Raw genomic sequence first — 20,365 nt, forward strand, 5'->3', positions numbered from 1 at the left:
CCTTATAGGCTATCCAAATAATCGAGTGGGAATGATTCAGGCCCATCCGAACATCGCTGAAATTGCGCTAGAGTTCGATCTAAGTCACTGAGATAAAAGATAGTTTTGGCCGGCAATTTTCGCCGGTTATCGGTGTGCGTCGTTTGGAGCTGCCGTACCGGTTGCCGGACCTCACCCACATTGCCACGATGATTTTTGACAGTACCGTCACGTCATAGAGGGCTTCTGACGGTACCTTTTTCCACGCCAAGCAGCTGAAAACTAAAGGTAAATTCTGCAAATCAGCCCTCAAAACCTGATGACGGTACTTTAAGCTTCCGCGAAGTTCGGCCATCGGGCGATTACGTTCAATGGCTCGCCATAGCTACCATTTGCAAGGTCCACGAGCCCTGGCGGGAGCAAGGCGGAACAATCCGATTGCCGGCGAGTTTTCAAGATGAAGGGCGCATCTGTTTCGGAGGAAGACTGGGATGAAACGCGTCCTTGCCCAAAATGCGGTACGGCTGATGCTGGGCGGCGTAACCGCCTGTCTGCTTACGGTCGTTGATATCCCCAACCAGATTCCACCATTCTCGCTAGTGTCGCAGGCAAGGGCCGCCACCGAGGTTTCGATCAGCACATTCTACGAAGACCTGTCGTCCCATGGCGATTGGGTCTCGTATCATGGAGCGACCGTTTTCGTGCCAACTGATGTACCTGACGATTGGCGCCCGTATACCCTGGGCCATTGGGTCTATACAGAGGAGTATGGCTGGCTCTGGGTATCCGACGAGCCATTCGGCTGGGCGACGTACCATTACGGCCGGTGGGGCTATGCCGACGATATCGGCTGGTATTGGGTTCCGGGCACTCGCTGGGCGCCAGCATGGGTGACTTGGCGTCGTGACAGGGAGCACATCATTTGGGCTCCGCTGCCGCCGCGCCGTGATCCGGACTTGATTTCAATCGAGGTGACCTTCGACACGACGCCGAATTATTACTGGGTGGTAGTCCCTAGCCGCGAATTCCTTGCTGCCGACGTTTCTGTCGCCGTTATCCGTGATAGGTCCGAGTTTGTGCGGATTGTCGAGGCGGCCCAGCCGGCCGGCGACGTGACCATCCAGAACAACGTGGTGGTCAACAAAGTCATTGATGTTGATGTGATCGAAAAGGAGACGGACCAGAATGTGACTGCCGTCAAGGTCAGCAAGACCGACGCGCCCGAGCAGTCCGGCAAATTGGAAAATGACACGGTCGCGGTCTTCGAAGGTGAGGTGAAAGCCGACCCCAAGGCAAAACCAGCTAAGCTAAAGGACATCGAGCAGGTGAAGCAGGTTCAGGCTGGCCGTAAATCGAAGCCGACCGAAGGCGCAAGGGCCGATGGGGCGGAGCCGGAAGAGACCGCCAAGCCTGAGCAGCCCGCCGCCGAGCAGCAGCAGGCCGAGCCGGAACAGGCCGCCAAGCCTGAGAAGCCGAAGGGCAAGAAGCAGCCCGCCGAGCAGCAGGCCCAGCCGGAACAGGCTGCCAAGCCTGACGAAACGAAGGCCAAGAAAAAGCCCGCCGCCGAGCAGCAGCAGACCGAGCCGGAACAGGCTACCAAACCTGAGAAACCGAAGGCCAAGAAGCAGCCCGCCGCCGAGCAGCAGGCCGAGCCGGAACAGGCTGCCAAGCCTGAGAAACCGAAGGCCAAGAAGCAGCCCGCCGCCGAGCAGCAGGCCGAGCCGGAACAGACGGCCAAGCCTGAGAAACGGAAGGCGAAGGAGCAGCCCGCCGCCGAGCAGCAGCAGGCCGAGCCCGAGCAGGCGGCCAAGCCCAAGCCACGGAGCGAGAAAAACAAGGCGTGCGATCCGCAGACTGACGCGAACTGCTAGGCGGCCGCGAAGGAAAGTCGATTGCACAGCCGCCGGAGTTACCCGGGGCGAGTCAGCGACACTCGTCTTTGCAGTCCGAGTCCCTGCGATTTTCCCCGACGTTCCTCGGCTCCGATAGCGTCGGATCCTTGGCGGCGGATGGGCCCAGTGCCGGGACGTTGTTCTGGACCGTCATGACCAATGTTCGGCGGCCGGCGCGCGCATGTCGGTGGGCGGGCCACTGAACGCAGCAAGGGCGAAGCAGTCGTGGCGCTCGAGGAGAAATTCACGCGCTATCGCCAACACGCTGACGGCTGGTCTGCGCTGCCGAAGCGAAGGGCATGTGAAATCGGGCAGGGCGATGTTGGAACCATTGCCATTTGCCACAGAAGCCGGGCTAGAGCGGCGGATTTTCATGTGAGTCCATAGCCTGCGGCAGTGAAGTAGTTTCTGCATTCTGTTAGGGAGAACAGATTGCAGATATCGCCGATGGCCTGCCACAGAGCGTCGATGGTTCTGATGGCCTTTGCGCGCAGATGCGCCTTGAGCTTGGCGAAGGCCATTTCGATCGGGTTGAGATCCGGACTGTAGGGCGGTAGGAAGAGCAGCCATGCGCCTCTGGCCCTGATGGCTGCCTCGGCGGCTGGACTCTTGTGGGCGGCGAGGTTGTCAAGGATGACGACATCGCCCCTTGCCAACGTCGGAGCGAGCTGCGTTTCGACGTAGGTCTCGAAGATGCGCCGGTTCATCGGCGCGTCGACGACGAAAGGGGCGGTAAGCCCATGGCAGCGCAGCCCGGCGATGAAGGTCTGCGTCTTCCAATGTCCAAACGGTGCCTTTGAGCGCAACCGCCGACCCTTCAGGCAGCGACCGCGCAAGCGCGTCATCTTCGTCGTGGTTCCGGTCTCGTCGATAAACACCAGCCGATGTGGCTCAAGCCGCATCCGCGGCTGGCGTTTGGCCCGCCACTCCTGGCGCGCCTTGCTGATGTCGGGTCGATCTTGCTCGCTGGCCAGCAGCGTTTTTTTTGAAGCGGTAGCCGTTCCTGATGAGCCAACGTGAGATCGAGGCGGGAGCGACTTGGACGCCTGCAGCAATAACCAGTTGGGCGGCAAGCTCCGGCATGGTGATGTCGTCCTTCTCGGCCACACAACCAAGCAGGAACGCACGATGCGGATCGAGCTTGGAATGGCGGCGGCCACCACTGGCTTTGGGCGCCAGGCTCTCGGTCTCTCGATAGTTCCTCATCAGGATAACGACGAACGAAACCGACACCTCAAAATGTGCCGCCGCCGCACGCCGAGAATGGCCCGCCTCGACAAACCGCACAACACGTTCACGCAAATCGAGCGAATAGGGCTTGGGCATGGCAAATCACCTCCACAAGGAAGTGAATCACAAACCTTACATCAGCGGAATCCTTCGCGATTCAATCTGATGGTCCGACGCTCTAGCGTCGGACTGAGGTCCGAAGCTCACCCCCTCTTTCGAACTTCTTGAAGCGCAGTACGACCTCGCGGGCACCGTCGCAAACGGTCGCCAGGAGGATTCTTAGCCGCGAAGCAACACAGTGCATCTGCGGCCGGAACATTTTAGCCCCATTGAATGTTTCACGCCTATGGATAGCCGCCAAATACTGTCAAAGCAACAATTAAAAAACCGCACGAGCTCTATTGAACTGGTCACGAGTTCGGCTCGCCGCCAGGGCCAATCTCAACGAAGCGACGATCAGCGAATGGCGGGTAGAAAAATTTCGCGAGGCCGCCCGCCAACTCGAAACAGACGAGAGCGAAGAGAACTTCGATCGCATGCTAAGGAAGGTTGCGAAGTCGCCGCCTCCGAAGGATGAGAAGGCCAAGGCGGACAAGGAGTAGGCAGCCACTTCGCGACCTTGCTGCGAAATGCTAAGATGGCCTCATGCCTGACCTTGAGATGGAGCTAAGGCATCTGCGCGATGCCGAGCGACTGATATTCAACGCCGAGATGTGCGTCACTCTTCAGGAGATGCATCTTGCCAGAGTCAGCGCGCGCGGAGACGATCCGAAAAAGGCGGAGTTCACTCTCAGGCTCTATGAGCAAACCTTGGCAGCCTTCTATCAACAGCGCGAATCGATCCTAAGTTCTATTCGATCACTGCATCGTTAGACCGCCGAACCGTCAAATTTGGGCTTAACCTAAACGGGTCCACAAGCGGCTGGCTTTTTATCAGGGCTTGCCTTGAACGCTCAATTGCTCTCCGGGCCTCAGCCACCAGTTGTCTATCAAACGTACGTGTGCGCGAAGGCAGTTTGAAAACGGCAGGATCGTTATTGGCCAACGCGGGCCTCCGGTCTTTGATCTCAGACGGGAGCGCGGTCGCTGTCTCTCAGCCGCCGATGTCCATTGGGTTGTTACCGGCGATATTCGTTAACATATAGGAACCGGGTTCGGTTCCTAACCATTTCTCAGCACGGGTTTGTCAAATATATAATCGCCTCAGCGAATAGGAGAACGGATTTAGAACACCGAATCCCGCAATGTTGCCGCCATACGCCGGGCCCTGGAGGGCGCGGGGATCGTCTTTCGTTTTGAAGGGAGCCCATCACTTACCCGCTCTGAAGCTCAGCATCGGACTCGCGATCCCGACAATAGAACGTGGCGGCGGCGGCAGGCAAACCGCGCCCCCTAGGACGTCGAGAACACCGATCGCTGCACGCCGGCTGGGGCGTGCCTTCGCACAGTCAGGGCGACTCCGATAGCGCGAGCGTTGCAGAATAGACCGGGTCTCCGGCTGCGCCGCGGACAAAGACCGTCAAGGCCTCCCAGACTTTGCCCTTCCAGACCGAACACATACTGCGGCATGTCGCATCATGAGCAGCATGACTTGCGCGCGCATTTAAATTTGAGGGCCCCGGCAAGGAGCTTCTAACGGACGCCATGACAACAGCGTCGGTCGGAAGGCCAACCCACCCGCGTTTACCTGATCACGTCGATGCCGGCCTGGTCGAGCCAAGGCCGGATTAGCGCCACCCCGCGCGGCCGCCGGTCCATGAGACCTGATTCACTATTCGTTCATGATATCAGCGCACGCTGATAAGCAGGCATGGCAAGTACCGCTGGCCCCAGCGTTGATCCCCCCTCAGCACTGGGGCTTTCGGTTCTCCGACGCGTGCCGAATTCAATCCTGATCTGCACGGCCCCATACGCCGCCAGGCCGCCGGGCAGCGTTACGAATGCCGTGCCGGCTTAAAACCTTCGCCTTACTGCTTCATTTGCTGGAGCCGGCGAGCATCCTCCCTTCGTTCGGCGGCGTGAGAGGGTGGATAGTTGCCCGCCATCCCGTCGTAGTCCGGGGTGGCGGCTGTTGAGTCTCAGCCGGACAAACCGCCCCCACGGTGCTGCATCGCTTCGCCCAGAAGGTGAAACACGCTTTCGACCTCCTCGTATATCTCTTTGGGCGCAATTCCCTGACGCGCGGCAGAAGCCAGGAGTTCAACGACAAGATCGGCAATGTTCCCTGGGTCGCCGGCGCTCACGTTTGGCAGATGTTCGGCCATCCATCGGTCCAGAAATTTCAAAGCCCGCGCGCTCATGCTGAGGAAAATCTGGCCGCTACCTTAAGGTCTCGTCTCATGCAAGCCCGTTGCCTGGGGTGACGGGCATCTGTTTGCCGTCTCAGCCAAACCGGGTTCATCCAAACGTCATGATTGGGCTCTACATTAGCGATGCCGAATATCCCATCCGGCTCCTCAAAAGACCTTCAGCCCGGCTCGCAACCGGGCTTTCTTTTCTAGCTGTCAGGCGGCTTCCAGCTTGGATCGTATGGAGCCGATGGCGCTTACGATGGCCTCTGCGGCTTGTCTGTCGAGCGCGATGTCCAGGATACCCTCGGTCGTCTGTATCGACAGGAGGCCGAGAGCGCCTTGGCCGTCACATACGGTGCCGACATGGATTTCGGTCGGCACAAAAGGCCGTGCGTTTTCCCTGCGGTTCATCGATCACCTTTGTTAACGGGGCGAGCGACACTTTCGCAACCTGGTGACATATTCAAGCGGGCTCAGGTTGTATTGTCCCCAAGCTTCGCGTTTTCGTCGCAGGCAGGCTAGGTTCCTTCCTCGAAATCCTGCAGTGTCGCATGACGCAGCGTGTGCTCACCGCGAAGGAATCTTACCCGGCCGGTGATGCCAGGCTTCACCCACTCCACATCCCTGAGTCCGCCGGGCAGCGTCACGGCAGCCGTTCGGGCATAGCGGCCACCGCGCGCCATGATCGCCGCAGCGGGCTTCCCAGGCTCTCGCTTGATGCCCAAAAGCTCGAAGTCGCCGACATCCCAACATTTGGTTTTGACCCAAGACTCCACCCTCCGCTTCGGTCGCGTCGTTTCGAGACGCCCTCAAGGCCCATATTCTCGACTGCTTCGAAGAAGGCGGCGCCGCCGCCCTCAACATGGTCGCTGTATTGGATGACGTCCCTGGAGGGCTTCACCAGATTCCAGAGCTTGGCCTTACGCTCGATCAGCGGCACCGAACGAAGATCCTGGCCGTCGAGGTGCAGGATGTCGAAGGCGACAAATGCAAGCAGCTTGGCGTTCCAAGTCATGCGCGAGTGCATGGCCTGGAAGTTCGGGGGCCGTCCGGCTCCGGCGCGATCATCTCCCCGTCAAGAATGAAGGACTCGGCCGGCAGCTTTTCAGCCGCGGCGACAACAGGCCAATAGCGAGCCGACCAGTCATGCCCGTTTCGAGAGAGGGCGCGCGCACCGGCCCAGTCGAGGATCAGCTGGGTTCGGTAGCCGTCGTATTTGATCTCGTGCAACCGATCGTCGCTGACCGGCGGCGTCTCGACCTGGACGGGCTCGAAAACATTCCTACCGGCCGCCCTTCAAGCACTGCAGATGATCAGTGTAGGCAATAGCCGGAACAATGGCCGTCGTCGGATGTTGGGGTCGCTGGTGAGCCGGTGGTCATTTGTGAATCCATCGGCGGGTCGAGAGCTGAGCGAGCACGAGAAGGCTTCGTCGGCTCTCCCCATTTTGAGAGCAACAGTAATGAACGACGCGACCCCGGTCCTCGGAAGCGAGAGGTCCGCGCTGAGATATTTCCGCGTTCATTCGGCTTCCCGGCCAGGGGCCGAAGAAGATCGTGATGCTCCTGGACGCTTGCGTTGACCTGTGCAGCCTGTCGGACCGGCCGCACAGCTGTGGATAGTAAGCTCTTATTCACCATATCAGGGCATCGTAATTGAAGGGGCGGCCAAAGCCCCTAGTCTACCCCTGCGTCAAATGACGCGCCCCGCCCAGAGCTGGCGGCCGACGCTTTCATGTAACCCCGCCCCCCAGCAGTATGCGTCGGCCGCTGGCTCGTGCCGGCCTCCAAGGCTGCCGAGACCCAATCAGGAACGAGCCTTACCTCCCCGAGTTCGGGGGCATCAAAATCTAGCCGACGCGCGGACGTCATGGGGTGCGTGTCGCTGAGGAGGAACCGCGTAGTGCAAGTATTCAAATGACGACCGGAGAGCTATCTGCCCAGCGCTTGCGGGAGAGCTCAATCAGCTCGCGCTCGTCGGTGATGCCCGCCATGTAGTTTGCGATAATGCGCGAGGCTCGGTGCTCCTTCTGCTCCTCTGTCTCGTTGGATGCAGAGGTGGCCGCAAAAACTCGGCTCAGGATTTCTATTTCGTCGGGATTGAATACGCCCTTTGTCAACCGCCCCATAGGCATAACTTTGCCCTCCGTCCGGACACCCCCGCTCAGAATAATCAAGTGCGCCGCCGGTGGGTAGTGATACGTGTGCGTTCGCATCCTGGCGCTCTCAACCGCATCTCTCAAGGCGGGCAATGCGCCTGCCGGTCGGACTGGAGCGGTAGCCGAAATGTTCTGCAACGCCGGAACATCTTGCGATCCTTGCTGAAGCGCTGAATGAAGTCCGGGACGTCCTGCCGCCAGGCAGCTCGGAGCGCGAGAATGGCATTGAAACGCTGGACGACATAAAGGTCGCGTTGTCGAAGCCAGGAAAAACCCGCCGATGAGAAGCCAGTTCGCTGCTGAGCCGTTAGGGCGGCTCTACGGGTGGCGGCACCTGCTTGGTCGCGTTTCGACCGGCTCAAAATAAGGGGGCAGCTTTACTCGAGTTGCGAAGACGAATGGGTCCGGGCCGTCTTATCGCCCTCTATGAAACGGTCCATCCGCTCGTGCAGTGTCGAGACGCTACCTTTGAGGTCGCGGACGCCCGTCATCACCTCGTCGCGAAATTCGCGAAGGCCGGCCTTGGTGATGTAGGTCTCCGCAACGTGTAGCTTGTGCGCCGCGAGCTGCTCGGCAAGCAGCGATACCGAGGCGATCGCCATGTCTGCCCTGGCATGTGCGCCGCGTGCATCCTTTTTGACCTCGTCCGGCGCCGATTTGATAGCCGCCTCGATGCGCCACCACAGGCCAGCCACGGCGCTGACGACGGCAAGCAGAAACGCGATATTCGAATTAAGTTCGCTCAATCTCCCCTCCCCAGCTCAGCTCGACGTTCGGCGCTCGCCCTGGTGTGACGGTCGCAGTCCGCCGGCGCGTAGAGGCCGACGGCGCAGCCCGGCGCAATCGTCCTGTCGATCTTGTTCTGGTCGGCCAGCGGCTTTCCCTGCGCGCCCGCGAGGCTGTTACCGATGGCCGAGCGCAGCGCCGGCGCACCATTGACGTCGGAACGTACACGCCGCCAGCGTCGATGCAGTCGTCAAGAGACCCATGCGAGCATCAATGCCCGTTCTGATCGCATCCTGATTATCCTTTTCGATCTTGGCGCGGACCTCTTCGGCGCCGCGGTGCTTGATGACTTCGTAAACTGTGAAAGCGGCGCCGGAGACGAGAGCCGCAATGCCGGCCCAGGCGATAGCGCCGGCCGCCAGGCGCGAGACGCCAAGGCGGCCGACAAGCAGGCTGATGAGGAACCTCATAGCAGCCACCAGATCAGGAACCCGGCAATAGCAGCTAGGCTTACGGCAGCGACCGCGCGCAGGCGATCGAGGATCACTGCGAAGACGGAGGTGAGATTTTCCATTACGTCGGCTCCGCCCCGAGAGCCGCGGCGAGGCGCTTCGCCTTACGGTTCGCATACCGGCGCCAGGCGAGACCGCCGATTGCGAGCAGCGCGCTTGCGATTGCCAGGACGACGACGACCCTGCCGATCCATTCGCTAGTGTAGGAGAACGGCGAAAGCTGGTTCTGCAGATCGTACAGGTAGCCGGAAATGCCGAGTCCGCTAGCACCGGCGCCGGTGGCCGCATCGGCCGGCGCTGTCGATGGGGCAGCCCTGGCATCCTCAACAAAGGCTTTCGCCTGGCCGCCGTCGACGAAGCTCGCTATCTGCGGCATGACGCCGGTTGCCCAAGCTTGGCCGATCGAGCGCACCTCCGCGACGCGACATGACCAACCGCGGCCGAACACCGGCCACGTCTTCAGGTGCTGAAGGAAGGTCAGGCGCTGATCGCAGATCCGGTCGATCAGGGCATCGTGGTTGTTGCAGGCCTGGACGGCAGCGATGGTGCCCTGTAGAGCGGCCCGAGCGCGCGCTGCAGCCAGAGGATCGACTGCTTCGGGCCGGAGTTCGCCGCGCCGTCGAAGACGACGTAGTCGACCCCGGCCGGCAATAGACCGCCCTTCACCGTGTCCCAGTATTGACGATCGTAGATCTCGAAGAGTTCCTGGCTGGTGATGCTCTTCACCGAACGGAGGGCCAGCTTTTTGCTCCTGCGATAGGCGTCATAGATCCGCTGGGTCACACCCTTCATCGTGGCGTCCCCCGGGTCGGCCGGGTGATTGCTGTAGCCACCCTCGTGCGCGAGCACGCGGGCGAGCGATTCCTGCTCGCGAGATCCGGTCATGACTTTTTCCTTTGGGTTGGGAACTTTCCTGCCCGTCGGCGATTGAGGGGCGCGCGACAGGGGGATTGCGGGATGGATTGTTTCAGGAAGCTCGAAACGCTGATCGACGCCGGCGGCGCCAACGCCGCGGGAGAAGCGCGCGCGTTGCTCGCTCACCTCAAGGCCAAGTCGGAGGTGCTGGCCGAGGCGGTCGACGAATTCCTGCTCGATATGATGACGCTGGATTTCTTGCTCGAATCCGAGCGGGAGGCATTCCACAACTCAGCACGCCGACTGGCGCATCGGCGGCTGACGATGGTGAAGCTGCTCTCGACGTAGCGGCTGTCCGTCCCGGCCGAGCCCTGCGGGTTGCCGAGCGAGATCTGCGTGGTGTAGCCGCCGCCGCGGTCGAGCGTGTCGGTGATGGATGCGATCGTGTAGCTGCCGTCGACGCCGGCGCGCAACTGGATCACGGCCGGCTCGCCCTCGATCGTGATCGAACCGGAGCTCTTCTGCCGCGCGCCGTCGATACGATCGGAATCGGCGCGGATCTGCGCTGCGATGGCGTCCGGCTCCATGAAGCGCAGCACGTCCTCCGGCTCGACGTCGTCGCCGGTCTCGACCTCTTCGATGACTTGCTTTGCCCTATCCAAGTCGTACCAGCGGCCCTTCTTCTTCTTGAAGCGCGGCCGGTCGGTCGCCGGCGTAAGGCCGCTCGCCGCAATCACCATGCCGCGGGTGATGACGATGGTCGGCAGCGGCTTGCCGGTCGCCGAAACGCTCCGGTTCCGAGGCACCAAGCCAGCCCGTGTTCCCTTGATGGCAAACGTCGCGCCATGCTCGCGCGCCAGCCGGTCGGCGAAGGCTAAGAAGCTCTCGTTATCTTGCGCTTCATATTCCAAGGGGCGACTCGCGAGCGACGGGTGCACCTTGATCCTCAGACCGGCCTCGCTGGCGGCCTCCCCGAGGACCTGGCCAAACGTGGTCTTCTCCCAATGGCGGTCGGTCGGCTGCTTGACCTTGCCTTTCAGGCTGGCCGAGCGCGCGGTGATGGAAAGCACGCTGCCGGAGCCGCGATCAAGAGACCAGTCGCAGGTGTCGACCTCGCCCTCGAAGCGGCGCATCGCACCGCCTGCCCAGCCGAGTTCGATCGAGACAGCGTGCCCGTCTTGGGAAACCGGACCGTCGCATCATGATCGTCGAGCGTGAACGTCGCCGATTGCGTCGCCTCGGTGCTCGACTTGGTGATCGACAACGAGATCAGCCGCGGCACGAAACGGGAGGTGACATCCTGCCCGCCGACCACGACGCGGAAATGACCTTTTCTCATTTTTCCTCACGCGCCGCAGGCGCTCCGGCGGGGCGCGGCATAGGGCGCGACGTCCGGCCGGGCTTGCGGGCTTTTTGCCCGCTGTCATTCGAAGAGATCAATCACTGGCCTGGGGGCCGCGCCTTCCGCCGCCATTTCCGCCGGTGTCATCACGGTCACGATTCGACCCACGGGAAGATAGGGACCGCACCGGGCAAGATCCTGGTTAAGGGCGAAGGTCTTCGCCACCATGCCGGAGAAGACCTTGCGGTAATAGCGCGCCAGGAGGGCGGACAGCGTCGTACCCTCCGTCCTGACGGTGACGGTCTCGGTCATGGGGTGTACAGAAATCGTATCCGAGCGGCTAAGCGTTTTCGCCGGGCTGCTGATCGTTGAGCAGGGTGGCCAGTGCGGTCGTGACCTGCGGCATGAAGAACGGCTTCGCAATCACGACGCTGTTGGGGACGCCTTCGGAAGGCCAATGAACGGCGCTGTCCCCACTGATGTAGATTACTGGCATGGCAGGATTTACCGGACGGATTTCGCGAGCCAAATCCCAACCTGATTTCCCCGGACCCAGACGAATGTCGGTAATCAAGGCTTTGAATGTCTCGGGCGCTGCATCGAACGCGCTCAATGCAGCTTCGGCACTGGTGAAGCACGACACGGCAAAGCCAGCTTCCTCCAAAGCCGCTTCCATTTCCATAAGGATGAGAGTTTCGTCTTCAACGACCAGAATCGTGCCGCCGCCCATAATGTCCCTTCCTCATTTGCCCTACTACGCTCTCGCAGCGGTTCGGTTCCAAAAGAAGTAATCGTTTTTCCACGCCCTTTAGCCGAGCAGCGAAAACAGCGCGGCGAAGAAATCGCTCGCCGCCGGCGCCGCCGATTTCTGCATCTTGACGGTGATATCCACGAGTTGGCCGACCCCGTCGCGGTCGAGGAACGATGCTGGTCATTCACTGACTGGATGACGTGGAAGCCGAACACGCTGCCGTCGCCGCGCGTGACCAGCTGCGGCGTTCCGGCAGCCTGCGTTGCGGAGGATTGTTCAACCTGCCAAGGCCACCGAGCTTCGATGGGATCAGGCGTCTCGAGACGGTGAACGTCTCGGCCCCGACGCCGGATCCTCGAGCTGCGGCATGGCGCCGACCACGGGCTTCTAGGCATAGTCATGCGTGGTTTCGCGCGAATGCGTGTCGATGTCGACAGCGGTCGCATTCGACCAAGCCGATCTTCATCAGCATCAGCGCGGCCCTCCGAAGTCGATCGGCTGGTCCCGCGTGTGGAATTGCACGTGTTGGCCCGTGGTCCTGCCGCCGAGCGAGTCCACAGGCCACATCAAGTCCGCCTTGGGGAGGCTCCAGGCTCACGGTTCCACCGTCGTTCCACTGCGCTCAGAAAGGCAACGCTCAGCCTGCTGAGTTCGGGTTCGACCAAGTTGTACTGGTCTTGAGACACGGGGCGGCCAGATCAGACCTTCACCACATTCCTCGAACCCGCAACCTCAAAGTCGCGCGAGGCGTCCTTGTCCGTGACCACGACGGACGCCAGTGGGATTGACCCGTCAGCGATATCTCGACGTCCTGCCGGTCAATGCCGGGAAGCTCGACTGAAACCTCCATCATGCTGTCGTTTTCGACGACGTCGGTTCGTGGGCCGCCTGCTTCCCAGCGGCCGAGCGCGCCGACGGGGTGATAGAAACGTCTCCGGAAATCCTCGAAAATCCGGTTCAAGTCGCGTTGCAGGGAGAAGTCGGGGGCGTCCTGCTCCCGCTCGCAACTTCGCCGCTCTTCTCGTGCCCTATGGGATCAGGTCCCTGATCTGCATCGTCAACCTCCTCTAGCCTCCAAGGGCTAAGCCATCTTGAGTTGGATTTTGCGGGCCTTTTCCGGCGCCGCTTTGGGCAGCACCAGACGCAGGACGCCGTTCTGCGACGCCTCGATGCCATCGCGGTCGATGTCCTCGGATAGCGTGAAGACGCGCTCATAGTCGCCGGCGCTATGTTCGGGATAAACCTGACGATAATTCTCAGGCTGTTGATCGACCGCGTAGCCGCGGATCGCCAGTGTTCGTTTCTCAAGCGTGATATCCACTCCATCCGAGGCGACGCCGGGCATATCGACGAGAAGGACGACATTGTCCTGCGTCTCATAGATATCGGCGCGTGGCACGAATACGGGCCGCGACCGGGTCCGTTCGCCGCCGTCAGGCTTGCTGATGACCTGGCGATCAGTGGTCTTTAGTTCCTGAGCCATGGTTCCCTCCTCTTATCCCTTAATCTGGATCTTCTTCGGCCGATCCGCCTCCGGTCGATGCAGTTCGACCTCGAGCACCCCGTTGCCAAAACGCGCCTCGACCTGTTCCGGATCGACGCGGAACGGCAGTTGCACCGTCCGGGAGAAGCTTCCGTAGGGGCGCTCGCGACGATGCCAGACGGATTTCTCGTCCTCCGCCCGAGATTCGCATTCGCCCTTCAATGTCAGTGTATTGTCGCGCACCGTAAGTTCGACCTCATCCGGCGCGATCCCAGGCAGTTCGGCGCTCAGCGCTACGCTATCCTCGCCGACCCAAGATTGACCGGGGGAAACTCCTGGGCGGCACTGGCCGTCAGGCCGGCCAGACGCTGATTCACTTCCTGTTGCATGCGCCGCATTTCCTGAAACGGATCGAATCCGACACGGCCCAAATCCGATAACAGCATGGGTATCCTCCTTCGATTGACGACCAGACGCCGCAACGCGTGAAGCACGCGTGCACCGGAAGCGAACTGGATCGAAGGCAATCGGGCGGCGATCAGGCAGAGACCGAGACGGCCAAGAGCCAACCCGCAACCGCGAGGAGACAGGTTCGGGCAAACGCCGGAACACATCCTCCATGCGAGCGACACGAACCGAACTCGATCCATGACAGGACCGTTGTTCCCGTGCCAGGAACCGATAGCGGCATCCGGCAAAAATGAGTTAGGGGCGCAAATTGCGTTTCAAGAGGTGATCTTTGAGATGCTCCGCGATCGCCGACCGGGCCGCTTCGGCCGTGACCGTGAGCTTCACCGCGCCTTAGTTTGGATCGGTGGCGAGGGTTCCTCCCTCAGGCGCGCCATGTTCTACGACACAGAATGAAGCCGCTAAGCGCTCGCTTCGGCTTCTCTGATTTTTGGCTCTCGCGGTGTGCCCACGCTGCCACCTTCCCAACGAAGGCGCCGGGCTGATCTGGGCGAGATAGATCATGCCCGCGAGCGTATGGCCCTCGACCGCGCTTTGAACGAAGCCTCAACGAGATCTACAGAACGGATTACCCGCTCGCGCGAGTTGCTCGCTACAGGACAAGTTCGAGCATGCTGGCCGGATGGAGCCGCCGTGAAGGGGATGTGCAAGATGGGCGTGCGGCAAGCATTGCGTTTTTCGACTCGGCGGCCGTTGCCAACACACACTCATGAACCATTGGCCGAGGGCTATGCTTAATGGCTTGCAACAGGCAAACCAGCCGAGGCGTCATCCAACCAGCCTATCTTGGTTCGCTGGAGTTTTGGCCGCCGGCGTTGCCGGAATCTTCTCTCGGCATATCTATGGCAGAGAGCAGAGCGGTCGGGAATGCCTGGCCCTCAAGCGGATGTCACTGACAACGGATCACAAGCTGCTGTTTTGACGTAATTGGAATAGCATGCCGCTGGCTTGCGTTTAACCAGAGAGCACGAGGCGAATCCGAACGGAGGACGTTCGATGCATGCCGGCTTCCTACAAAACTTGATCATAGCTGGATTGGGAGCCCTCACAGTCAGCTGCGCTGGCGTTCCAGCTCAGAAAATGGTGCCAATAACCGGCTATGGCCCCAACCCCACCCTGCCGAAACCGACCCCTACACTGATCCCGACCGTCAACATCGCGGAGGCAACAGGCTGGCAGAAAGGTGGTATGCCGACCCCGGCGAAGGGGCTGAGGGTGACTGCGCTCGCCACCGGCCTCGACCATCCGCGCTGGCTGCACGTGCTCCCGAACGGCGACGTGCTTGTGGCCGAAACCAATGCCCCTGCCAAGCATGACGCTGGCTTCAGCCTCAGAAAGCTCGTCATGAATCAGGCCATGAAGCGGGCCGGCGCTGCGACCATCAGCGCTAACAGCATCACGCTCCTGCGCGACACCAATGGCGACGGCGTTGCGGATGTGCGCAGAATTTTCGTGGAAGGCCTCAATTCGCCCTTCGGCATGACGCTTTCCAAAGGCAAGCTCTATGTCGCCAACACCGACGCGCTTGTCGCTTTCCCCTACTCCAACGGCCAGACCCGAATAACCGCGCCGCCGGAAAAGATCGTCGACTTGCCGGCCGGAGACATCAACCATCATTGGACCAAGGACGTGATCGCAAGTCCGGACGGACGCAAACTCTATGTCACGGTTGGCTCCAACAGCAACGCTGGAGAAAATGGCATCGCTGCGGAGAAAAACCGCGCCGCCGTCCTTGAGGTGGATCGGTCCAGCCGCAGCACCCGGGTTTTCGCGTCTGGGCTGCGCAACCCAAACGGGCTCTCCTGGAATCCTGAAACCGGCGAGCTTTGGGTCGCCGTAAACGAGCGTGACGAGCTTGGCGACGATCTCGTGCCTGATTACATCACTTCAGTTCGCAACGGCGCTTTCTATGGCTGGCCCTACAGCTATTATGGGCAGAACGTCGACGAACGCGTCAAGCCACAGCGTCCTGATCTTGTGGCGGAGGCGGTCAAGCCCGACTACGCGCTCGGCTCCCATACGGCCTCTCTGGGACTGACCTTCTCCAGCCGCGCGTCGCTCGGCACGGCCTATGGCAACGGCGCTTTCGTTGGCCAGCACGGCTCATGGAATAGAAGCGTACGCAGCGGTTATAAGGTGATCTTCGTGCCGTTCCGCGGCGGTAGACCGAGCGGGCCCCCGAAGGATGTGCTCACCGGCTTCCTCGGACATGATGGCAAGGCGATGGGCCGTCCGGTCGGCGTTGCTGTCGATCGGGCCGGCGCGCTGCTCGTCGCCGACGATGTTGGTAATGTCATCTGGCGGGTCAGCCGAGCGAAGGTGCGTTAGCGCCAGTGCCTTTCTGGCCGCTTTTTCCGTAAACCGCGATCTCCAGCGTATTCGCATACAAAGACTGTTTTCCGGGCACAGCAAGATCTTACCTCTGCCGCCGAGATGCCATTCATCGTGCTCGACGGCTCCGATCTGGAAGCGGCGCTCGATGGTGTGATGGTCGCCAAGATGCGCAATGCCGGCGAGGCCTGCACCGCGGCCAACAGGCTCTGGGTCCACGCGGCATCCACGATGCGTTCGCTGAGGCTTACGCAAGCGCATGGCGGCGCTCGCCATCGGCCCGGGCACGGACCCTAAAACCGAATGCGGGCCGATGATCACCACAAAGGCCGTGGACAAGATCGATCGGCTGGATCAGGACGCGGTTGCCCGCGGCGCGAAAGTCCCGTGTGGCGGCGCCGTGTCTGAAGACAAGGATTTCTTCTACCCGCCAACGGTTTTGAGCGACGTGCCGGAGGACGCCTGCCCATGAGGAGATATCTGGGTCCCGTAACGCCAATTAGCAGCTTCGAGGATGCGGCGGAGGCCACTGCAAAGGCGAACAGCACCGAGTATTGCATTGCCGCCTGTATCTACGCACGCAACCTTGCAAAGGCACCCGCATGGCATCCAAGATCGAGTCCGGTATGATCGCGCTCAATCGCAGTCTGATCTCCGACCCTGCCGCCCCTTCGGCGGCGTCAAGCACCGCGGGCTTGGGCGCGATGGCGGCCAGAAGCATGGCATAGCCGAGTTCATGGAGGCGAAATACATCGCCGTGACGATCCGATGACACAGAAAGACCCATTCCGCACGCGCGATCACGTCCCCGAGTTCGACGACATCGTCGCCGAGATCCGCCGCAGAAGTGCGGAGACCAGGGCCAAAATCCCCATGATCGCCGATGTGGCTTATGGGGCCGGCCACGCTGAAACTCTGGACCTCTTTTTCCCGGAAGGCAGACGCGATCGACTGCCGGTGCATATCTTCATTCATGGCGGCTATTGGCGCATGTTCTCCAAGACAGATTATTCCTACGTCGCGGAACGTGTAACCAAAGCAGGAGCGATCGCGGTCATCCCGGGCTATGCGCTGATGCCGGCGGTGAGGATGGCCACGATCGTCGACCAGATACGCCGCGCCAAGCGGTGGGTGGATGAACACATCGAAGGCCACGGCGGCGACCTCGGCAAGTTGACCGTCAGCGGCCATTCCGCCGGCGCGCACCTCGCGACGATGCTTTTCGACGACGACAGCCGACCATCGGGTATCAAAGGCGCGCTCCTGCTTGGTGGCATCTACGATTTACGGCCGTTGCAAGAGTCGTTCCTCGCGCCTGAGATCGCCATCACCGATGAGGAGGTTGAGCGGTTTTCGCCGATCGACCATCGTTTCGATCCGTCGGTGACAGTCCAGATCTCGGTCGGGGCGGATGAAACCCCACCTTTTCATAGCCAGGCTGCGGGTTTTGCGGAGCATCTGAAGAACCAAGGACTGGTTGTTTCACGAATGAGCCTGGCAAGAGTGAACCATATGAGCAGCGTCCGCGATCTGGGCGTACCCGACACAGATGGTGCCCGGTCTTTGGTGCATCTGCTGGCGACTGTTTCGGGAGTGTCGTGATCCTGGCGGAGTCGCGCGGGCTTTGACATGCTGTGCCACGCAACCACGATGAAGGCCCTGCCAGCCTCCGTTTTGCGCGATACCGGAGGGGAAACTCATCCTGCACAGAGGCTGGCAGGGCGAACTGGGCGCACGACCGCCAAGTCGTCCGGCCCGCAGTCGAGCGATCGTTCAAAGCCGATGACTTTGGGCATATCGGTGGTCGGGGGCGTTGGAACAGTTGCTTAAAGTTGGGGGACACCACTGAAATGTCACTGATGACTACGAGCTTCTAGAGATCAGCCCGGAGGCCACCGCTGAGACGGTCGAACGAATATTTCGCTATTTCGCCATGCGCTACCATCCCGACAATCAGGACACGGGCGATGAGTCTCGCTTCAATGACATCGTAGAGGCGCACCGGCAACTTCCCTGGCCAGCAATTGTTCCGACGGTTTTGCCAGCACTGAGCCGGGCGGGCCCGCTTGTCAGGCGTCATCGCATGATGCGTGAACTGAAGGTTCCGGTCGTCTCGGCCGGCGGCCCTGCACTCATGGCAGAAGATCACATTCACCATATCCAATGAAGCAGCCATGGGTGCGGCCCGAGTCGCTTGACCATCTCGGCAACATCGAGCGTTGCCTTCCGCTTACAAGTCTGGCAGTCGACCGATAGCCTGTGCCGGCCTCCAGCCTTTTGACGAGCGTGCCTTCCGTGAAGGGAAATTTCATTGTCATGGCGATCCTCGTAAATTGGGGTCGCAGCACCGGTGAGGTTTATTCCTGATCGCCAGGGCGATTGCCAGAGAGGTTACGCGATCACACCATGTCCTTTTGAGGTAGAAATTAGCTATTTTGCATGTGCGGCGGACCACTAGTCGCCAGGCCGGCGCCGGGCTCTCAGGCAATTCTCCCCACGAGAAAAGGCGCCGGTCACCTTAGCCCGCCGCTGGGTGTGGGGGCACACCGAGCGGCGGGTTATCGGATTCTGACGAATTATTACCATCCTCAGACGAGGCGGAAGAGGCAGCGCCCACGTCGCCGCGCATCACGTTGTCGATAATCCCTTCGGCAAAGAATTCTGCCCCGCGTCCTCAATGTCGCGCCTTCAGGAAATGAGCCTTCCGAAGCAGGGCAGTCCAATCCGTCCCGATCAACTCGATGAGCTCGCGGGCTTGCTCTTCGAAAATCTCTGCCTCTCTGGCCAATCGGCCGGCCGCGCGCTGGGCGTGATTCAAAGGTGCCGTGCATCTTGATCTCTGAGCTGATTACCTCCTGCCCGATAAGATGATGGCGGACCGGCTTCGCCTTTCTAATCGACGTGTTGAATTTAAGTGAGTTGACCGAGGAAATTGGGGCGATTGCCGCGACGGTCTCGACATTAATCGAAATCGATACATGATGGCGCCCCAGGGCGGGTGAACATCAATTCAGGAGAGAATACTTGAGTGAAGAAAACCAACAGCAGATCGCCGATCTTGTCGGCCTGACAGCGGATATTGTCTCTGCATATGTAACCAAGAATCCCGTCCCAGTCGCCAACCTACCGGAACTCATCGCTTCGATTCATTCGTCGCTATCCGGCATCAGTCAGCCCCTTGCGCCCGAGGGGCCGAAGCAAGAGCCGGCGGTCAATCCGAAGCGGTCAGTCTTTCCTGACTACATCGTGTGCCTCGAGGACGGAAAGAAATTCAAATCGCTGAGGCGCCATCTCGACGTGCACTACGGCCTGACCCCCGACGAGTACCGCAACAAGTGGGGGTTAAAGCCGGACTATCCAATGGTCGCGCCGAACTATGCCGCCCAGAGATCCACGCTCGCCAAGGCTAGCGGACTCGGCAGGAAGCCTGTGGCAAAGCCGGCGACGAATACCGGCAAAAAGCGTTCGCCACGGTGACGGCGGAGCCTTGCCCGTTTTGCACAAGCGCCGATGTCAGGCCATTTGTGACAGCCGAGAGATGAAGCGCGACGAGTGCCGCGCATCCGGCCCCGGTTAAGCCGTAGAAGCTGGAATCGCCGTCCCGCTACAGCTGATCAGGATTGGGAGTGAAGGTCCGAATTTCCAGCCTCACCTTCGCCAAGGTCACAGAATACCCGACCGGCGGGGCGCCGATAGGAGTGTTTTGATGATCCGGATAATTGTTGCGGCCGGTGCCCTTGTCCTGGCCAGCTTCGTTGCTCTCCCGGCAAAGGCGCAAGAGACTTTACATGGGTACGATTGCACCGATGACTGCTCGGGACACGAAGCCGGCTATGATTGGGCAGCAAGGAACGACATCAGCGACGAGCGAGATTGCGATGGCGATAGCCAATCGTTTAACGAAGGCTGCCAAGCATATGTCGAAGAGCAAGCGGAGGATGCACCCCGGAGCAGTCAACCCGACGATGAAAACGACGGGGATCGGGACGAATAGGAATCCAGCCTGCGAGCCGTGGGGCGGCCCCATTGTCCATCACGTGCTGCCTTGCGCGTTCAACCGTAATGGAACTTCGGCTTTGGCTCGGTACCCTCGAATTCGACGCCGACGCGGTCATTCTTCCGCCAACGAACGACAGCTTTGTAAGCGACCCCGTCGACTGGAACGTAGAGCAGAAAGCGTGCTGGAATCTGAATGTCTGCGGCCAACCTCAGTTCGGCTCCTTGGGAGTGCTGATTGCGCAGAGAGCAGCTGATTTCCGAGTTTTGGAAACCCGTGATGATCGTTCCGCCCTTCAGCACGCGCGGGCGATGTTCTCGACGGGGAGCGTCTGGAGGTGGGGTTTCCAT

The 20,365-nt window shown here is 60.6% G+C and carries 22 protein-coding genes and 3 pseudogenes; 8 read left to right on the forward strand and 17 right to left on the reverse strand.

Translation table 11 applies throughout. The annotated features are described in order from the left end of the window. The first annotated feature begins 470 nt into the window (after positions 1-470). Positions 471-1,850: a DUF6600 domain-containing protein gene (locus EOA32_RS15340; RefSeq protein ID WP_128372199.1), complete on the forward strand. Its 1,380-nt coding sequence runs from the start codon at positions 471-473 to the stop codon at positions 1,848-1,850. Positions 1,851-2,242: 392 nt separating this feature from the next. On the opposite strand, the gene EOA32_RS15345 is transcribed toward EOA32_RS15340, so the two are convergent. Then, positions 2,243-3,197 (reverse strand): IS630 family transposase gene (locus tag EOA32_RS15345; RefSeq protein ID WP_281014203.1). Its coding sequence is split into 2 segments (ribosomal slippage): positions 2,243-2,857 and positions 2,859-3,197, totalling 954 coding nucleotides; the frame shifts between segments, so codons are not numbered across the junction. Between the two features lie 549 nt (positions 3,198-3,746). Here EOA32_RS15345 and EOA32_RS15355 point away from each other — a divergent pair. Next, positions 3,747-3,974 carry a hypothetical protein gene (locus EOA32_RS15355; RefSeq protein WP_128372201.1) on the forward strand — a complete coding sequence of 76 codons (228 nt, stop codon included), beginning with the start codon at positions 3,747-3,749 and terminating at the stop codon, positions 3,972-3,974. 1,205 nt (positions 3,975-5,179) lie between these two features. On the opposite strand, the gene EOA32_RS15360 is transcribed toward EOA32_RS15355, so the two are convergent. The 15 genes and pseudogenes from EOA32_RS15360 to EOA32_RS39885 form a co-directional block, all read right to left on the reverse strand. Beyond that, complete coding sequence (locus tag EOA32_RS15360; RefSeq protein WP_245418832.1) at positions 5,180-5,365, reverse strand: hypothetical protein; 186 nt, start codon at positions 5,363-5,365, stop codon at positions 5,180-5,182. Positions 5,366-5,605: 240 nt separating this feature from the next. Next, on the reverse strand, positions 5,606-5,803 hold the full coding sequence (locus EOA32_RS15365; RefSeq protein ID WP_128372202.1) for a hypothetical protein: 198 nt from the start codon (positions 5,801-5,803) through the stop codon (positions 5,606-5,608). A gap of 232 nt (positions 5,804-6,035) precedes the next feature. Next, on the reverse strand, positions 6,036-6,407 hold the full coding sequence (locus EOA32_RS40580) for a hypothetical protein (RefSeq protein WP_281014206.1): 372 nt from the start codon (positions 6,405-6,407) through the stop codon (positions 6,036-6,038). After that, complete coding sequence (locus EOA32_RS40585; RefSeq protein ID WP_281014208.1) at positions 6,404-6,622, reverse strand: hypothetical protein; 219 nt, start codon at positions 6,620-6,622, stop codon at positions 6,404-6,406. Before EOA32_RS40585 ends, EOA32_RS40580 begins: the two co-directional genes overlap by 4 nt. Before the next feature lie 682 nt (positions 6,623-7,304). Then, positions 7,305-7,568, reverse strand: a complete 264-nt coding sequence (locus EOA32_RS15375) for a hypothetical protein (RefSeq protein WP_245499282.1) — start codon at positions 7,566-7,568, stop codon at positions 7,305-7,307. A 359-nt stretch (positions 7,569-7,927) separates the two neighbouring features. Continuing rightward, positions 7,928-8,296, reverse strand: coding sequence for a hypothetical protein (locus EOA32_RS15380; RefSeq protein ID WP_128372203.1), 369 nt, complete (start codon positions 8,294-8,296; stop codon positions 7,928-7,930). Between the two features lie 156 nt (positions 8,297-8,452). Then, positions 8,453-8,746 (reverse strand): hypothetical protein, encoded by a 294-nt coding sequence (locus EOA32_RS15385; RefSeq protein WP_245499283.1) that lies wholly within the window; start codon positions 8,744-8,746, stop codon positions 8,453-8,455. Between the two features lie 103 nt (positions 8,747-8,849). Next, the gene (locus EOA32_RS39870; RefSeq protein ID WP_245499284.1) at positions 8,850-9,164 is read right to left on the reverse strand and encodes a hypothetical protein; all 315 of its coding nucleotides are present in this window, start codon (positions 9,162-9,164) and stop codon (positions 8,850-8,852) included. Positions 9,165-9,292: 128 nt separating this feature from the next. Beyond that, complete coding sequence (locus EOA32_RS39875; protein ID WP_245499285.1) at positions 9,293-9,829, reverse strand: glycosyl hydrolase 108 family protein; 537 nt, start codon at positions 9,827-9,829, stop codon at positions 9,293-9,295. Beyond that, positions 9,826-10,806, reverse strand: a pseudogene (locus tag EOA32_RS15395) (hypothetical protein); the annotation flags it as partial. The pseudogene EOA32_RS15395 and the gene EOA32_RS39875, both read right to left, overlap by 4 nt. Positions 10,807-11,066: 260 nt before the next feature. Next, positions 11,067-11,297: a tail protein X gene (locus tag EOA32_RS15400; RefSeq protein WP_128372205.1), complete on the reverse strand. Its 231-nt coding sequence runs from the start codon at positions 11,295-11,297 to the stop codon at positions 11,067-11,069. 28 nt (positions 11,298-11,325) lie between these two features. Further along, positions 11,326-11,715, reverse strand: coding sequence for a response regulator (locus EOA32_RS15405; protein ID WP_128372206.1), 390 nt, complete (start codon positions 11,713-11,715; stop codon positions 11,326-11,328). A gap of 1,102 nt (positions 11,716-12,817) precedes the next feature. After that, the gene (locus EOA32_RS15410; protein WP_128372207.1) at positions 12,818-13,219 is read right to left on the reverse strand and encodes an Hsp20/alpha crystallin family protein; all 402 of its coding nucleotides are present in this window, start codon (positions 13,217-13,219) and stop codon (positions 12,818-12,820) included. A gap of 12 nt (positions 13,220-13,231) precedes the next feature. After that, positions 13,232-13,510, reverse strand: coding sequence for an Hsp20/alpha crystallin family protein (locus tag EOA32_RS39880; protein ID WP_245499286.1), 279 nt, complete (start codon positions 13,508-13,510; stop codon positions 13,232-13,234). 2 nt (positions 13,511-13,512) lie between these two features. Continuing rightward, on the reverse strand, positions 13,513-13,665 hold the full coding sequence (locus EOA32_RS39885; RefSeq protein ID WP_245499288.1) for a hypothetical protein: 153 nt from the start codon (positions 13,663-13,665) through the stop codon (positions 13,513-13,515). A gap of 1,018 nt (positions 13,666-14,683) precedes the next feature. Between EOA32_RS39885 and EOA32_RS15420 the strand changes: the two genes are divergently transcribed. The 6 genes and pseudogenes from EOA32_RS15420 to EOA32_RS15445 all read left to right on the forward strand — a co-directional run bounded on the left by EOA32_RS15420 (position 14,684) and on the right by EOA32_RS15445 (position 20,012). Then, positions 14,684-16,015, forward strand: coding sequence for a sorbosone dehydrogenase family protein (locus EOA32_RS15420; RefSeq protein WP_128372209.1), 1,332 nt, complete (start codon positions 14,684-14,686; stop codon positions 16,013-16,015). Positions 16,016-16,123: 108 nt separating this feature from the next. Then, positions 16,124-16,790: pseudogene (locus EOA32_RS15425) on the forward strand (aldehyde dehydrogenase family protein); the annotation flags it as partial. After that, positions 16,787-17,620 carry an alpha/beta hydrolase gene (locus tag EOA32_RS15430; RefSeq protein WP_128372210.1) on the forward strand — a complete coding sequence of 278 codons (834 nt, stop codon included), beginning with the start codon at positions 16,787-16,789 and terminating at the stop codon, positions 17,618-17,620. The pseudogene EOA32_RS15425 and the gene EOA32_RS15430, both read left to right, overlap by 4 nt. Positions 17,621-17,894: 274 nt before the next feature. Beyond that, positions 17,895-18,185, forward strand: a pseudogene (locus EOA32_RS39890) (DnaJ domain-containing protein); the annotation flags it as partial. A gap of 857 nt (positions 18,186-19,042) precedes the next feature. Beyond that, positions 19,043-19,495 carry a MucR family transcriptional regulator gene (locus EOA32_RS15440; RefSeq protein ID WP_128372211.1) on the forward strand — a complete coding sequence of 151 codons (453 nt, stop codon included), beginning with the start codon at positions 19,043-19,045 and terminating at the stop codon, positions 19,493-19,495. A 229-nt stretch (positions 19,496-19,724) separates the two neighbouring features. After that, entirely contained in the window at positions 19,725-20,012 is a 288-nt protein-coding gene (locus EOA32_RS15445) for a hypothetical protein (RefSeq protein WP_128372212.1), read from the forward strand. Positions 20,013-20,071: 59 nt separating this feature from the next. Here the strand turns inward: EOA32_RS15445 and EOA32_RS39265 are convergent, their stop codons facing one another. After that, positions 20,072-20,365: a PilZ domain-containing protein gene (locus EOA32_RS39265; protein ID WP_128372213.1), complete on the reverse strand. Its 294-nt coding sequence runs from the start codon at positions 20,363-20,365 to the stop codon at positions 20,072-20,074.

It is taken from the genome of Mesorhizobium sp. M1A.F.Ca.ET.072.01.1.1, assembly GCF_004023325.1.
Taxonomy (GTDB): Bacteria; Pseudomonadota; Alphaproteobacteria; order Rhizobiales; family Rhizobiaceae; genus Mesorhizobium.